Source organism: Aliikangiella sp. G2MR2-5 (assembly GCF_015687155.1).
Taxonomy (GTDB): Bacteria; Pseudomonadota; Gammaproteobacteria; order Enterobacterales; family Kangiellaceae; genus Aliikangiella.
In genome coordinates, this window is sequence record NZ_JADPQF010000006.1 from 200,852 (window position 1) to 215,471 (window position 14,620).

Here is a 14,620-nt window from a genome sequence, read left to right on the forward strand (position 1 = left end):
TACCGTTAGTACTTGAACTGCCCAACAAGCTTTTTCATATGTTCGGCAAGCCTGGCTAATTCTTGACTTGCGGCCATATTCTCACTGGCTCCTTGCGATGTTCTATCTGCCATTTCAGAGATAGAAGATACATTTTGATGCATTTCCTGAGACACAGAACTTTGCTCTTCTGCTGCACTGGCAATATGTGTACTCATATCATTAATCACACTCACAGCCTGAGTGATTTTCGCCAGAGACTCTCCCGCCTTTGCAGTTTGCTCTACACTTTTTTGAGCTTCCGTCCGGCTCGTCTCCATTACAGAAACAGCCTCTCGGGTACCAGTTTGCAAGCGCTCAATCATTTCCTGGATTTCAGATGTAGACTCCTGAGTTTTACTGGCCAAAGTCCTTACTTCGTCTGCAACTACAGCAAAGCCTCTTCCCTGCTCACCCGCTCTCGCAGCTTCAATTGCTGCGTTAAGAGCCAACAAGTTGGTTTGATCAGCAATTCCTCGAATGACATCAAGGACGGCGCCAATGTTGGTACTATATTGGTCAAGCTTATCAATTACTACAGCTGCGCTTTCAATTTCACGAGCCAGCTTGTTTATAGTGCTGATACTATCCTGTACAACCGATTGTCCCTCAACCGTTTCAGAATTGGCTTTTTGAACTTCCAACAACGTATTATTAGCACTATTGGCGACCTCATCAACTGTTGCCGTCATTTCTGTCATCGCGGTAGCAATCATGTCTGTTTGTTCTTTTTGATGATTAATATTTTCATTGCTTTGACCAGAAATCGCAGCGGTTTGCTCTGCCGAAGCAGACAGCTGCTCTGAGCTTGATCCAATTTCTTTTAGCATTTCTCTTAAAGCATCAATCAGATTGTTGAATCCCTTCGACAAAGTTCCTAGCTCATCTTCACTGTAAACTTCAGCCTTCTCTTTCAGATCCCCTCTGGATACTTGATTGATAACTCTCAGGACTTCATTTAATGGTCCTGTCACGCTGCGCAATACCCAGTAATTGACGCTTGCGGCGACTAGTATGGCAATCACGGCAAATACCAGTAGTAAAGTTCGGCTCGAACTCACTTTCTCGCCGGCATCATCTTTAATTGACTGGGTTAAGCTTTTGACCTTACTGAAAACATTATTTAAGTGCGACTGTGCTAATGTAGCCGCTGCATCTGATTGATCTAACAGAGCTTCGCCTTCCGCCCGAGCGACAAGACGTTCGCGATGACTGGCTAGAAGGTTTCCTTGACCGGCAGTTAACTTTTTAAAGGTCGCTATAGCATTTACCGTATCACCATAAAACTCACTACTTTGCGCGGTAGAATCGTTTTGTACACTGGTAAACTTATTACCGAAGTCTTCGAGCAGAGCATTTATATCCCTAATTGCTGAATCGACCCCGTCAATGTTTCTTAAGACCAGAGCATCTGTAACAGTGACCGTCGCTTCTCTCACCATATTGGACATACTTTGCAAATTGCTGGCAGTATCCCCGCTTCCCAGTTCATCGGCAAAGTCATAAAGAAAAGAATCCAGTTCATCGGCGACATCTTCAAATGCGCTTCGCATACTTTCGATACTTTTTCCTAAGGATAAATCTTTACGGTGCTTTTCAAAAACCTGCGGCGCCAGACCAGAAAACGTTTGAATCGCTTCATTACTTTCATTTAAGGATGCGAGTACTTCAGGGTAATTCTTTGCAACAGCGGCCAACGCTGACGCTGTTTGCTGATTTTTCTTCATTAATTCCTGGTATCGGCTCTCGTACTCAGCTAGCTTGTCAGTATTATCTGACTGATGAAACCTGTTGACGGCAACAGTAGCCTTTAACAAAGTTGAAACATTTTCACTCCCCGAAATCAGCATGGGTGTTGAGCGATCGGTTACCGCAGTCAGACCTTCATCAATACTGCTAACACCGCTAAGACCGGTAAAGCTCAAGGCAATCAGCAGCAATACCACCAGACCTGAACCACCCGCGATTCTAGCTGTTACTGTTAAATTCATTGTCACCCTCTGAAATGGCTGTTCTACTTGTTAAAGGCATCTGGAGCGAGCAATCGATACAAGACGCCTTATTATTCTTCATAAGCATAGTAAAGAACCCTGAAAAATGCCTAAATTAATCGCGCTAATCGATTGAAAATCAAATGGTTATTTGTTGATTCAACGAAAAACTCTTTTCAGGGCTATGTTTAGGTTATCGTAATAAAAAATCACGACTTTAGAATTGAGGAGAAAAAATATCGCAAAAAGTTAACTTTCAGTAAGGAACGGCCAGTCTTGGTAAAGCCAAACGGGCACCGCTAGTGGTAACCATTACGCCAGATGAACGACAACTTCTCTGGAATGAGCACCATGACGGTGTTCCCAAAGATAGATTCCTTGCCAGGTGCCCAGCATAAGTCCTCTTTCAACGAAAGGAATAGATAATTGTGTGGCAGTGAGAACAGACTTAATATGAGCCGGCATATCATCCGCTCCCTCGTAAATATGTGTATACAGGCTATCTTCTTCAGGCACCAGGCGACTCATCCAGTTTTCCAGATCACGCTTTGCGCTAGGGTCAGCATTTTCCTGAATAATCAGACTACAGGAGGTGTGGCGCACAAACAAAGTACACAGTCCCTCTTTCAATCCTGACTGTGCAACTAGAGATTCTACTTCACGAGTAAACTCATAAAGCCCCTGACCATCTGTTTTTACAAGCATTCGACTAATCATAATACTCGTACTCTACTCTTGAAGTTATTCCACAAAAAAGCGTATAGCTGATGGTCTCAGCCCAATCGGCAACTTCCTCAACCGCAAGCCCTTCGCCCCACAAAATAGCCTTGTCACCTACTTTTACTTCGCTGTCCGCTCCAAGATCAATAGTGATCATATCCATTGATACCCTGCCAACCAGAGGATAACGCTTGCCACCCACAAGAACCGGAGTACCAACTTTGGCATGCCGTGGATAGCCATCGCCATAGCCGATTGCAACAACGCCTATAACTGTGTCGGCTGGCGCTTTCCAGATAGCTCCGTAACCTACACTGTCTCCCGCTTTTAGGTGTTTTATCGCGAACACTTCAGACTCAAGCGTCATAACCGGTTTTAATCCATGTTCAACACCTTTTAAGCCAAGCATCGGAGAGCTGCCATATAGCATAATCCCCGGCCTGACCCATTCAAAATGACTTTCAGGCCACGCGATAATACCTGCAGAGTTAGCCATGCTTTTTTGCGTATTAATTTCTTTAACGACTTTTTTAAACTGTTCCACCTGTCGAGAAGACATCGAGTTAGTAATATCGTCGGCACAAGCAAGGTGGGACATAAGATGAATACTTTTTACAAGAGAAGAGCTTTTCAGCCTGTGATACGCATCGATGAATTCTTCGGGATTTAACCCCAGTCGATTCATTCCTGTATCAAGCTTAAGCCATACGGTCAGAAACTCGCTGTATTCCCGACGGTTTTCATATGACTCTATAAGCTGGAGCTGTTCTTCCTGATGAATAACAGTTTCAAATCCATTGTTCAGTGTTTGAGTAAACTCCTTTTCACCGAAAAAGCCTTCCAATAGTATGACAGGGTTAGAAATGCCGGCATTTTTAAGCGCAATGGCCTCCTTCAAACAGGCAACAGCAATAGCATCGGCTTGCTCAAGCCCCAGACTTATCTGCTGAATTCCATGCCCGTATGCGTCCGCTTTAACAACCGCCATTATCTTACTAGCTGGCGCGAGCTGTTTAACAGTGGCCAGGTTATGCCTTAATGCACTTAAATCAATTTTTGCCTTGGGTGCGCGCATTCTGCTCTCTTATTGTTCTCTCTTATTACAATGGAAAAGTGTCTGACAGGGTTGGGCAAGAGCGTCTAGATTCCGCGATAAATGCTCTACTAATAAAGTCATGAGTGACTAATATTCTTCATATTCTCTGGCCAAATTGGCAAATCGGTTAAAGTGCCCCTGGAATGCAAGCCTCACCGAACCTATTGGTCCGTTACGTTGCTTACCGATAATAACTTCGCCAATCCCTTTATCTTCTGACTCTTTATTGTAAACCTCATCTCGATAAACAAACATGATGATATCCGCATCTTGCTCGATTGCCCCTGATTCACGAAGATCTGACATTACCGGGCGTCGGTCCGCTCTCTGCTCCAGAGATCTATTCAGCTGGGAAAGAGCAATAACCGGAATATTCATTTCCTTGGCCAGAGCTTTGAGAGAGCGCGAAATTTCAGATATTTCCAGAGTCCGGTTATCTCCCAGGCCAGGGACAGACATAAGCTGTAAATAATCGATAACTACAAGACCAACATCGCCATGTTCCCGTTGAATACGACGTGCTCTTGAGCGCACTTCCGAAGGCGAAAGCCCCGCAGAATCATCAATGTACATCTTACAATTGTTTTTCAATATGTTAGTAGCTACCGACAAATTATCCCAATCCCTGTCGTCCAGAGCCCCTGTTCTCAATTTTGTCGCGTCAATTCCACCGATCGACGCAAAAGAACGCATTAGAAGCTGATTTGCCGGCATCTCCATACTGAAAACCAATACTGACTTTCCGCTATGGATTGATATATGTTCAGCAACATTCATGGCAAATGTTGTTTTACCCATTGCGGGGCGTCCAGCAACGATAATCAAATCAGAGTTCTGCAATCCATTGGTTTTGTCGTTCAGGTCTTTAAAACCAGTATCCAGACCTGTAATACCACCTTTGGAGTCAACCGCATACTGTACGCGATCCAGAGTCTCTTCGAGGAAAGTCGAGGCAATTTTCAAGCCGCCATCGTTACTTTCCCTTTGCTCTGCGATTTTGAATACTTTACTTTCAGCAAGATCGAGCAAAGCGTTTGAATCTCTGCCTTTTGGCGCGTAAGCAGCATCGGCGATTTCATTTGAGACAGATATTAGTTCTCTTAAAACAGCTCGTTCCCGGACGATAGCTGCATAAGCGCTAATATTCGATGCACTCGGGGTATTCTTAGCCAGATCTCCTATGTAGGCTAGACCGCCTATCTCTTCGGCTTCCCCTTCCTGCTCAAGAAATTCATACAGGGTCACCACGTCCATAGGACGATTATTTTCCGCCAGGTATTTCTGGGCCCTGAATATCAATCGATGCTCTTTTCTGTAAAAATCTTCCGGAACCAGTTTATCGGATACTTTTTCCCAGGCATCATTATCCAAAAGTAAACCGCCCAGCACCGCCTGCTCTGCTTCCAGGGAATGAGGCGGCATTTTTATGTTACTTACTTGCTGGTCTTCAAACATCAACGACTTCCTGATTACTTGCTATTTCAAAAGAAATAATTCTATACAAACCTATAAACAAAAAAACACCCCGGACTACTTGAGCACGGGGTGTTTTATTCTGTCATTAGCACTGCCTTAAAGCAACGCCTGACCACATTAAAGCTTAATTGTTTTCTTGACCAACAATAACCAGCTTCAAGGTGGCGTCGACATCAGTGTGTAAGTGTACACTTACTTCGAACTCACCAGTAGTACGGAAAGCACCTTCTGGAAGACGAACTTCACTCTTTTCTAGCGCAACACCAGCAGCAGAAGCTGCATCAGCAATGTCTTTTGTTCCAACAGAACCGAACAACTTACCTTCGTCGCCAGCGTAAGCTTCGATAGTAACAGTTAATTCAGCAAACTGCGCTGCGCGTTGCTCAGCAGAAGCAAGTGCATCAGCAGCTTTCTTCTCTAACTCTGCACGGCGAGCTTCAAATTTTTCCAGGTTATCCTTAGTTGCAGGAACCGCTTTACCTTGAGGTAGAAGGTAGTTACGACCGTAACCGTTAGCTACAGTAACGTTATCACCAAGCTCACCAAGATTGCGGATTTTTTCAAGTAGAATGACTTGCATTAGTCTTTCCCCTATTTGTTAATCGTTACTTACTTGTGCGCGTCTGAGTAAGGCAACAAAGCCAAGAAGCGAGCACGTTTTACCGCTGTAGAAAGCTGGCGTTGGTACTTAGAGCGCGTACCGGTGATACGGCTAGGTACAATTTTCCCAGTTTCAGTGATGTAGCTTTTTAAAGTAGCTAAATCTTTGTAATCGATCTCAGAAATACCTTCTGCAGTGAATCGACAGTACTTACGACGTCTGAAGTGTCTAGACATAATCTACTCCCCTTACTCTGCAGCTTCGTCAGCTGATTCAATTTCTTCTGCAGCAGGCTTGTCTTCTGCAGCAGGCTTGTCAAAACGCTTGGCAGCTTCTTCTTTCGCTTTCACCAATGGTGAAGCTTCAGTCACTGCTTTTTTCATTTTGATAATCATGTTACGAAGTACCGCATCGTTGAAACGGAAAAGATTTTCCAACTCTTCGATTGCAGAGTACTCACACTCAACATTCATTAACACATAATGAGCTTTATGAACATTGTTAATAGCGTAAGCCATTTGACGGCGACCCCAGTCTTCAAGACGGTGGATTTTGCCTTCTGCGTCGGTAATAACAGCGCTATATCTTTCGATCATAGCTGGCACTTGATCACTTTGATCAGGGTGCACTAGAAATACGATTTCATAGTGTCGCATTAAGATCTCCTCACGGTTTCCAGTCACTAACAGTAATAAATACTTTAGTAACAAGGAGTTAGGTCAGATTGTTAAAAGTTGAATCCATCTCAACTCTAAAGAAGAGAAAGACTCGGAATACAAGAGCGCGGGATTATACGGCCAGTCCCTTTTAAAATCAAATGATTATTCGCCTGAGGTCCAATATCCACAGCTTTATATTGTGGATAAACACCTGTTAGCTACACCTGTTTATAAACAGTATTAATCAGTTGTGGACAAACTTGTTCGAAAACGGTCAAATTACTTGCACGCTTCCCTGGCAATAACCGCCATGGCCCTTGTTATTTTGTGCAGTTGCTTCTCACTAATGATATAGGGTGGCATAGTGTAAAGCAGCTTGCCAAATGGGCGTAACCAAACGCCCAGTTCTACCAGCCTGGGTTGGACCTCATGCATATCAACAGGGTCCTTTAACTCGACAACGCCAATAGCCCCTTTTATCCTGACTTCAAAAACCGACTCCAATTCAGTTAAGGGCGTCAACTCCTCTATTAGCTGTTTCTCTATTTGCAACACTTTACTTTGCCAGTCAGATTGAAGAAGCAGTTCGATACTCTTGTTAGCCACCGCACAGGCCAGCGGGTTGCCCATGAAAGTGGGTCCATGCATCAAGTTGCCCCCAGCATAGCTACCTATTTTATCCGCTACTTTTCGTGTGCATATAGTTGCTGCGAGGCTCATGTAGCCTCCGGTCAGAGCTTTTCCCAGACAGAGAATATCTGGTGCTATCTGCGCTTGCTCATAGGCAAACAGGGTACCCGTACGGCCGAAACCTGTGGCGATTTCGTCCAATATCAGCAAAATTCCATACTGGTCACATATCTGGCGCACCTGCCTCAAGTATTCAGGACAGTAAACTCGCATTCCACCGGCTCCTTGCACCAGGGGCTCCAAAATTACAGCGGCAATAGTTTGATGATTTTGTTGCAAACAATGTTTAAATGGTTCTATTTCACTGTCCTGCCAATCATCGTCATCAGCAATAGTGGGGGCTTCCACGAAAAGGTGCTGTGGTAGAACACCGGCAAACATTGAGTGCATACCATTTTCAGGATCACACACCGACATGGCGCCCAGCGTATCTCCATGGTAGCCATTTTTAATGGTTAGAAACTGCGTCTTTTCCTGCTTTCCTTGCGAAAACCAGTATTGCAATGCCATTTTAAGCGCAACTTCCACGGAGACTGAGCCCGAGTCAGCCAAGAAAACGCACTCAAGTGAATCGTCCGTCAGTTCCACAAGCTTCTGACATAAAGTAATCGCAGGTTCATGAGTTAGGCCTCCAAACATAACGTGGGCCATTTTATCGCACTGAACTTTCAATGCACCATTGAGCTGTGGATGATTATAACCATGAATAGTGGACCACCAGGAAGCCATTCCATCGATTAACGAACCACCATCAGAAAGGTGCAACTCCGCGCCTTCAGCTGACTCTACTTCGAACACCGGGACAGGATGAGTCAGACTGGTATAAGGGTGCCAGATATGCTTTTTATCAAATTCGAGCGCTTCTGAGTTCATAATTAGGTAATGCTTCGCTTCACTTTTTGTCTTAAAACGAATAGTATCACCCTCAATTCTCGACTGCCATTTCCAGTCATAAACATCACATAACTAATTTTACCATTTTCAAACGGACCGCTTCTTTACAATGAACTTTAAAGTCTTTCTTATTAATCTGGATCGTTCAACTGAAAGACTTGAAATAAGCCAAAAGTTACTCCGCGAGCAAGGAATTCCATATGAACGCATTTCTGCTGTCGACGGTCAGACTCTTGGAGCAGGACAGATAAAAGATATTTATCAATTCGATGATTTTCAAACCTACTACAAAAAGCTCAATGCTGGAGAAGTGGGCTGCTATTTAAGTCACCGAAAGGTTTGGCAACGAATAATTGATGATAACCTCGACTTTGCGGTAATTCTGGAAGATGACTTTGCTCAGTGTAGCTCGCTAAAATCTGCAATTGCTCTAATAGCAAAGCTCCCCAGAGCTTGGGACTACATAAAGCTCGCGGAACACAGTAGAAAAAGAAGGTTTATATCCCAGAGAAATTTCGAACAAATATGTATTGGTATTTATGATAAAATTCCGGCAAGAACACTGGCCCAGGCAGTCTCAATGCGTGGAGCACAAAAATTACTAGCGCAAAGTAAACAAATTAAACGTCCGGTTGATATAGATATCCAGTACTGGTGGGAAAAAGATATTTTAGCTCTTGGCATTTCACCTGCTGTTGTTACACCAAGAGAAAACGAAGTAAGCCAAATTGACCTGTCTGCAGATCGAAACTCGGCAGATAAAAGCCGACTGAAACAAATTAGTCACGCGATAAGATTTAAAATTGACAATAAACGGTTTCAGAATCGGCAAAAAGAAGAATTTGAAAATTTTTTAGAGCTAGTTGAAGCTCACAAAAACGACTTGAAAAAATAAAACCTGAAAACCGAATTAAGAGTGAATTTTGAGGGAACAATGAAATTTAAATTTTTATCAATTTTGCTGGGTTCGATGATTCTGTTCTCGAACAGTTCGCTCCAAGCCAGTCCATGGATTGGCACGAATAATCCGTCGCTGCATAATGACCTGAAAACGCTCCTTGATCATGGTTATCTGAGTGGAGTGTCAATGAGTTATCCCCTTCCCTGGCAGGACATTGCAGGTCAATTGAAATCAATCAATGTCAAACAAGAGCATCAAGCTGCGCAAGTAGCCCTTTATCGATTGCAAAAAGCACTTAAGCTTCGCGAAAGATATCATAACCAGCTTTCTATCAGAGGAGCGACCAATGCTCCACGTTTTACCAACTTCGAATCAAATCAGCGCAGCGAAAAAGAAATTAACTTCAGAACTCGATTTGAAACTAATGACCTTGCAGGACAGTTATCTGTTACCAAAGAATCCGGTGAAGGAAGTAATGAGAGCGAAGATACTCATTTCACCGGGAGTTATCTTGCTTACCGAATTGGCCCTTGGCACCTTTCAGTCAATGCTCTTGAACAGTGGTGGGGACCGGCTGAATCGACCAGTTTCATAATGACCAACAATGCTAGAGCAGTGCCTTCTCTTGCTATAACTACAAGCAGGCCATTTGTCGACGAAGAATCCTGGTTTGGATTTCTGGGTCCCTGGTATCTTTCCGCACAATTAGGTCAGCTCGAGACAGAGCGATATGTTCCAGATGCAAAACTTTGGAAAACCCGTTTTAATTTTAAGCCTTTTGAGCAGCTCGAAGTAGGTTTATCCTGGGCTGCCATGTGGGGCGGCGAAGGATATGGCAATAGCTTTTCTGATTTTATCGACGTCATTACTTTTCGCGCTGTTTGCGTCGATGGTTCCGATAACTGTGATGAAGAACTTCATACAAAACCTGGTAATCACTTAGCTGGTGTTGATTTGAAATACACTTTTAATCTGTTTGATCGTCCTACCAACTTTTATGTGCATACAATTGGAGAAGATGCAAAAGATTTTTATATGATCACTGATCGTGTCTATCTTTTTGGGCTCTCAACTTATATTGGCGAAAGTAAATTCTATATTGAGACGAGCGATACAACGGTTTCTTGCGGCAGCGCTACTACTACTACAAATAACTGTTTCTATGAACATGCAGATTATCGTTCCGGTTATCGATATTTCAACCGTTCACTGGGTAGTACTTTCGATAGTGATGCTTTTGTAACATCAATTGGAATGAAAAAACCATTTATCAATGGGGATGAATTATTCTTACAGTTAGACATAGCAGAGCTTAATAAAGATGAAGAAGAGCCATCTCCAGTCATCAGGGGCAATAGTGAAGATCTCATTCGATTAAGCGGTTCATATCTGACAAATTTCAATCAATGGCAGCTAAAAGTGGGAGGCGTGATCGAGTCAAGTGAAAACGAACTTGGTGAAGATGTTGCCGAAAACTACCTGTTTTTAGATCTTACCTATAAATTCTAGCGATTTTACCAACTGTACTGTTCTACCAGCAGTACGGTTCCAAAAACTTACTAGCGGCTGGTTTTACTTCTAGCCGCCAGTAAATGGATTTTTCTTTCTGAATGTTCCTACCGCAATTGCAAAAGATAGCAAGATAATCGAATTGAACAACACTGGAACAATAATGAACGAGTAACCTAATTCATGCACCGCATTTCCTCCGATTACGGCGGTTACTGCAGTAGCCCCTCCGGGCGGATGCATACAGGCGGTCACATGCATGAGTAACATCGCAGCCCCGATTGCAACTGAAGAAGCAAGAATAGGGTTGGGAATCCAGTAGTAACAGGTGACACCGACAAATGCTGATACAAGATGGCCTCCAACCAGGGGCCAGGGTTGAGATACTGGGCTGTGTGGAATACCGAAGACTAGCATTGCTGATGCTCCGGTAGAGGCTAATACCATTGGTAAGTTTTCCGCAAGCAAAATGCTATTACTAAAAAATGTCGCACATAGGGTCGCGATAAACGCGCCAACAATTGAGACGAACACTTCTGAGTTTGACATGGTTCTCATGGCCATAAATAGAACTTTATCCTTTTCAATTCACTGCTTATCACTCAACTTCAATATTTTCCGGTAAGGCTAATCATCATATATCAATTCAACCGATAAAACGCAACAGAGAATGACCAGGGTCTTTGAATAACTTGGCGATCTTTAGGAATTCTTTTACACTGGACTGCAAAATCTTTCTAGTTTATGAATATAAGCAATCTCAATTAAAAATCAAACCGACAGGATCAACCATGAAGCTCTATCAATATAAAAGCAAAACCTTCAAGTTTTTGATACCTATAATTTTTATTGTTACTCCATTTCATGCCAGCAGCCAGTGTTTACTTGTAGAAAACATTGTAGGCTATACGCCTACAGCGAAAGACAGAAGTATGCTCGAGTTTTCATGGTTGAAAATCATCGACGGAAAAGTAGTTTCTACCGGACAAAAAATCCGTCCCGAGGTACCACCCAATTGCTCAACACTTGACGGAAAAGGACAATTTGTTTTACCCGGCTTAATCGATGCACATGGACATGTATCTGGGCTTGGTAACGAATTAATGCGAGTTATTTTACGTGGAACTAAATCCGAAAATGAAGCTGTAGAGCGAGTGATCGAATTTGAAAAACAAAACCCTCAAGCGAAATGGATCCTGGGGAGAGGCTGGAACCAGGTTCTATGGCCCGACAAAAGCTTTCCAAGCAAGAGCTCTCTGGACAAGACTAATATCGATAAACCGATTCTACTTCGAAGAATAGACGGACACGCAGCATGGGCTAATTCAAAAGCGCTGGAATTAGCAGGCATCAACCTTCAAACGCCCGATCCGGAAGGAGGCAAGATTCTGCGGGATGAAAAAGGCGAAGCGACCGGAGTTCTTATCGACAACGCGATGAACTTAGTCGAATCGAAAATTCCTGCCTTGTCAAGAATCGAACAAAACTATGCTTTTGATAAAGCATTTACTCACCTGCTTTCTCAAGGAATAACCAGTGCACATGACGCCGGTGTTAGCGCCATGGATTATGAGATATACAAGGCAAGAAGCCAGTCAAAAGAAATGCCTATGAGAGTTTACGGAATGCTATCGGGCGCCAGCCCTGATCTTTATCAGTGGCTTAAGCAAGGCGTTTTTCAGGATTCCGACGATAAAGTTTGTGTTCGTAGCGTAAAGCTCTACTCAGATGGTGCTTTAGGAAGTCGCGGAGCAGCAATGCTTTCTCCTTATTCAGACGACCCTGACAACAAAGGCTTATTGGTTACAACACCAGAAATGCTGGACTCGCAAGTGGAAGCCGTATTAAAAGCAGGCTTTCAAGTCAACGTTCATGCAATCGGTGACAAAGGAAATCGCAATGTCCTTAGCGCATTTGAAAAAGCCTATAAGAAAGTTGGAGGAAAACAACTGCGAAATAGAATTGAACATGCCCAAGTTGTCGCGCTTGAAGATATTCCGAAATTTAAGTCGCTTGATTTAATCGCCTCTATGCAGCCGGTACATGCAACCAGTGATATGAATATGGCTGAAGATCGAATAGGGCAAGAAAGATTAAAAGGCGCTTACGCGTGGCAAAAATTTATTCAACAAGGGACCATTATAGCTTCCGGCTCAGACTTTCCGGTCGAACTCGCAAACCCCTTTCATGGTTTACATGCAGCAGTTACTCGCCAGAACCACAAAAATGAACCAACTGAAGGCTGGCTGCCTCATGAAAAAATGACTCCTCAACAAGCGCTAAGGAGCTTCACATTAGATGCAGCTTTTGCTGCTCATCAGGAGAATAAACTTGGCTCGCTGGAACCAGGTAAATGGGCTGATTTTATATTAGTCGATCGTGACATAATTAAGGGAAATCCCCAGGAAATCTGGAAAACAAAAGTACTCGCTACCTGGGTTGCTGGCGAAAAAGTTTATGAGTTGAAATAGTTGAAAAAAGGTAAGATTATCAAGCCGCACTCTGGTTCGGCTTGATAATTTTCATTCTCTAAAACAAGTGGCTATCTATTGATTTATCCCTGGACTGTGCTCACACTGTTGCAAATAGATGGTATAAACACAAAGATGGAACCTATAGGTCATTCCTAATCTAAATCAGTAAAATTTTCTTTTAGCAAAATTTCACTCATGCCACTGCCATCGATGTTGCCCCCACTAACAATAACACCTATTTTTCCACGAGGTTTTATCCGGCCGGATAACAATGAAGCAAGACCTAGAGCACCAGAAGGCTCTACTACCATTTTCATCCGATAGAAAAAGAACCTAACCGCTTCTTCTATAGCCTCTTCCGAAACCGTTCTCATATCATCAACGTATTCTCGTATCAAAGGGAAAGTCAAGTTTCCAAGACTGGCAGTACGAGTACCATCTGCGATAGTTGGGGGGTTGGGCTTAGAATGAATAATACCGGTTTTAAATGATAAAGTTGCATCATCCGCCAATTCAGGCTCTATTCCATACACTTTACAGTCAGGAATAAGATTCTTAGAGGCAATAGCGGTACCACTTAGTAAGCCGCCACCGCCGCAAGGCGCTAACAAATAGTCCATATCACCCACTTCTTTAATAAATTCATATGCGACGGTTCCTTGACCGGCAATAACATCATCATGATCAAAAGGAGGAATTAAAGTGAGGGAACGTCCCTTGAGATACTCAGCTGCAACATCTTCTCTTACCTGAGTTTGAGGATCATACTCAATAACATTTGCCCCATAGTGTCTAGTCGCGGTCAATTTAATCTTTGGTGCATCAGTCGGCATTACTATAGTGGTGTCAACACCAAGTAATTTTCCAACACAAGCTATTGCTTGAGCATGGTTTCCAGAAGAATAAGCTAGCACTCCTTGTCTTCTTTGCTCATCGGATAAACTACTAATACTGTTGTAAGCACCTCTAAATTTAAAAGCTCCGACTCGTTGAAAGTTTTCACATTTAAAATAAATTTGTGCACTTAGTTTTTCGTTCAAACTTTGTGAAGAAAATACAGGAGTGCGATGAGCTACACCTTCAAGCCGCTGGGCTGCTTGCTTAATCTTATTAAACATCAAATTCCCTCGAATAAAGACAAGTATTGTTTATCGTTTTTCAATTAAAAGTTAAAGCTGCGACGACTTCTACTAAATTAATCTTGCTCGTAGTCAATACCAGACAAAATGGTTTGTGTAGGTGGAGTTAATGGCGTTGGTAGCTCGTTGAAACTGAACCATCCTATTTTTTGACACAAATGAGGTTCTCTGTTTTTTATTTGACCACGCCAATCAGAAACGCGATAAACAGAATGTTCGATTTCATTTTCATTATCGTAAAGGGTAGTCAGTTTTACCGAATCGATAACCTGAATTGCCAACTCTTCAAATAGCTCGCGCCTTAATGCATCTTGCTCATTTTCATGACTTTCAATATGACCAACTGGCAAGGACCAGTGCAACGGAAAGTGCTTTGTATTAATTCGAAAGCACAAGAGAACTTTTTGATCTTCAACAATCAGTCCCGAAACTATTCTTGTTTGCTGGGCCAC

14 protein-coding genes are annotated in these 14,620 nt (G+C 43.0%); 3 read left to right on the forward strand and 11 right to left on the reverse strand.

Features of this window, described 5'->3' with window-relative positions; translation table 11 throughout:
* Positions 1-5: 5 nt before the first annotated feature.
* The 8 genes from IYN84_RS17610 to bioA all read right to left on the reverse strand — a co-directional run bounded on the left by IYN84_RS17610 (position 6) and on the right by bioA (position 8,124).
* On the reverse strand, positions 6-2,009 hold the full coding sequence (locus IYN84_RS17610; RefSeq protein ID WP_196140578.1) for a methyl-accepting chemotaxis protein: 2,004 nt from the start codon (positions 2,007-2,009) through the stop codon (positions 6-8).
* Between the two features lie 312 nt (positions 2,010-2,321).
* Positions 2,322-2,714: a secondary thiamine-phosphate synthase enzyme YjbQ gene (locus IYN84_RS17615; protein WP_246723026.1), complete on the reverse strand. Its 393-nt coding sequence runs from the start codon at positions 2,712-2,714 to the stop codon at positions 2,322-2,324.
* Positions 2,715-2,718: 4 nt separating this feature from the next.
* Positions 2,719-3,804, reverse strand: coding sequence for an alanine racemase (gene alr / locus IYN84_RS17620; protein WP_196140580.1), 1,086 nt, complete (start codon positions 3,802-3,804; stop codon positions 2,719-2,721).
* Between the two features lie 108 nt (positions 3,805-3,912).
* Positions 3,913-5,280, reverse strand: a complete 1,368-nt coding sequence (gene dnaB / locus IYN84_RS17625; protein ID WP_196140581.1) for a replicative DNA helicase — start codon at positions 5,278-5,280, stop codon at positions 3,913-3,915.
* Positions 5,281-5,425: 145 nt separating this feature from the next.
* Positions 5,426-5,881 (reverse strand): 50S ribosomal protein L9, encoded by a 456-nt coding sequence (gene rplI / locus IYN84_RS17630; protein ID WP_196140582.1) that lies wholly within the window; start codon positions 5,879-5,881, stop codon positions 5,426-5,428.
* A gap of 29 nt (positions 5,882-5,910) precedes the next feature.
* On the reverse strand, positions 5,911-6,138 hold the full coding sequence (rpsR, locus tag IYN84_RS17635; protein WP_196140583.1) for a 30S ribosomal protein S18: 228 nt from the start codon (positions 6,136-6,138) through the stop codon (positions 5,911-5,913).
* A 12-nt stretch (positions 6,139-6,150) separates the two neighbouring features.
* Entirely contained in the window at positions 6,151-6,558 is a 408-nt protein-coding gene (rpsF, locus tag IYN84_RS17640; RefSeq protein ID WP_196140584.1) for a 30S ribosomal protein S6, read from the reverse strand.
* A gap of 282 nt (positions 6,559-6,840) precedes the next feature.
* Entirely contained in the window at positions 6,841-8,124 is a 1,284-nt protein-coding gene (gene bioA, locus IYN84_RS17645; protein ID WP_196140585.1) for an adenosylmethionine--8-amino-7-oxononanoate transaminase, read from the reverse strand.
* 130 nt (positions 8,125-8,254) lie between these two features.
* Here bioA and IYN84_RS17650 point away from each other — a divergent pair, with 130 nt between their 5' ends.
* Both IYN84_RS17650 and IYN84_RS17655 read left to right on the forward strand, forming a co-directional pair.
* Entirely contained in the window at positions 8,255-9,040 is a 786-nt protein-coding gene (locus tag IYN84_RS17650) for a glycosyltransferase family 25 protein (RefSeq protein ID WP_196140586.1), read from the forward strand.
* Between the two features lie 39 nt (positions 9,041-9,079).
* The gene (locus tag IYN84_RS17655) at positions 9,080-10,555 is read left to right on the forward strand and encodes a capsule assembly Wzi family protein (protein WP_196140587.1); all 1,476 of its coding nucleotides are present in this window, start codon (positions 9,080-9,082) and stop codon (positions 10,553-10,555) included.
* Positions 10,556-10,624: 69 nt separating this feature from the next.
* Here IYN84_RS17655 and IYN84_RS17660 read toward each other — a convergent pair whose 3' ends face one another.
* Entirely contained in the window at positions 10,625-11,119 is a 495-nt protein-coding gene (locus IYN84_RS17660; RefSeq protein ID WP_196140588.1) for an HPP family protein, read from the reverse strand.
* Positions 11,120-11,346: 227 nt separating this feature from the next.
* Here IYN84_RS17660 and IYN84_RS17665 point away from each other — a divergent pair, with 227 nt between their 5' ends.
* A complete protein-coding gene (locus IYN84_RS17665) occupies positions 11,347-13,026 on the forward strand; it encodes an amidohydrolase (RefSeq protein ID WP_196140589.1) in 1,680 nt (559 codons plus the stop codon).
* 155 nt (positions 13,027-13,181) lie between these two features.
* Here IYN84_RS17665 and IYN84_RS17670 read toward each other — a convergent pair whose 3' ends face one another.
* Both IYN84_RS17670 and IYN84_RS17675 read right to left on the reverse strand, forming a co-directional pair.
* The gene (locus tag IYN84_RS17670) at positions 13,182-14,147 is read right to left on the reverse strand and encodes a threo-3-hydroxy-L-aspartate ammonia-lyase (RefSeq protein WP_196140590.1); all 966 of its coding nucleotides are present in this window, start codon (positions 14,145-14,147) and stop codon (positions 13,182-13,184) included.
* Positions 14,148-14,224: 77 nt separating this feature from the next.
* The gene (locus tag IYN84_RS17675) at positions 14,225-14,620 is read right to left on the reverse strand and encodes an NUDIX domain-containing protein (RefSeq protein WP_196140591.1); all 396 of its coding nucleotides are present in this window, start codon (positions 14,618-14,620) and stop codon (positions 14,225-14,227) included.

Bases quoted from the DNA above. Each gene is read 5' to 3' on its own strand.
- IYN84_RS17610 (WP_196140578.1), bottom strand. From the start codon at position 2,009: ATGAATTTAACAGTAACAGCTAGAATCGCGGGTGGTTCAGGTCTGGTG.
- IYN84_RS17615 (WP_246723026.1), bottom strand. From the start codon at position 2,714: ATGCTTGTAAAAACAGATGGTCAGGGGCTTTATGAGTTTACTCGTGAA.
- alr (WP_196140580.1), bottom strand. From the start codon at position 3,804: ATGCGCGCACCCAAGGCAAAAATTGATTTAAGTGCATTAAGGCATAAC.
- dnaB (WP_196140581.1), bottom strand. From the start codon at position 5,280: ATGTTTGAAGACCAGCAAGTAAGTAACATAAAAATGCCGCCTCATTCC.
- rplI (WP_196140582.1), bottom strand. From the start codon at position 5,881: ATGCAAGTCATTCTACTTGAAAAAATCCGCAATCTTGGTGAGCTTGGT.
- rpsR (WP_196140583.1), bottom strand. From the start codon at position 6,138: ATGTCTAGACACTTCAGACGTCGTAAGTACTGTCGATTCACTGCAGAA.
- rpsF (WP_196140584.1), bottom strand. From the start codon at position 6,558: ATGCGACACTATGAAATCGTATTTCTAGTGCACCCTGATCAAAGTGAT.
- bioA (WP_196140585.1), bottom strand. From the start codon at position 8,124: ATGAACTCAGAAGCGCTCGAATTTGATAAAAAGCATATCTGGCACCCT.
- IYN84_RS17650 (WP_196140586.1), top strand. From the start codon at position 8,255: ATGAACTTTAAAGTCTTTCTTATTAATCTGGATCGTTCAACTGAAAGA.
- IYN84_RS17655 (WP_196140587.1), top strand. From the start codon at position 9,080: ATGAAATTTAAATTTTTATCAATTTTGCTGGGTTCGATGATTCTGTTC.
- IYN84_RS17660 (WP_196140588.1), bottom strand. From the start codon at position 11,119: ATGGCCATGAGAACCATGTCAAACTCAGAAGTGTTCGTCTCAATTGTT.
- IYN84_RS17665 (WP_196140589.1), top strand. From the start codon at position 11,347: ATGAAGCTCTATCAATATAAAAGCAAAACCTTCAAGTTTTTGATACCT.
- IYN84_RS17670 (WP_196140590.1), bottom strand. From the start codon at position 14,147: ATGTTTAATAAGATTAAGCAAGCAGCCCAGCGGCTTGAAGGTGTAGCT.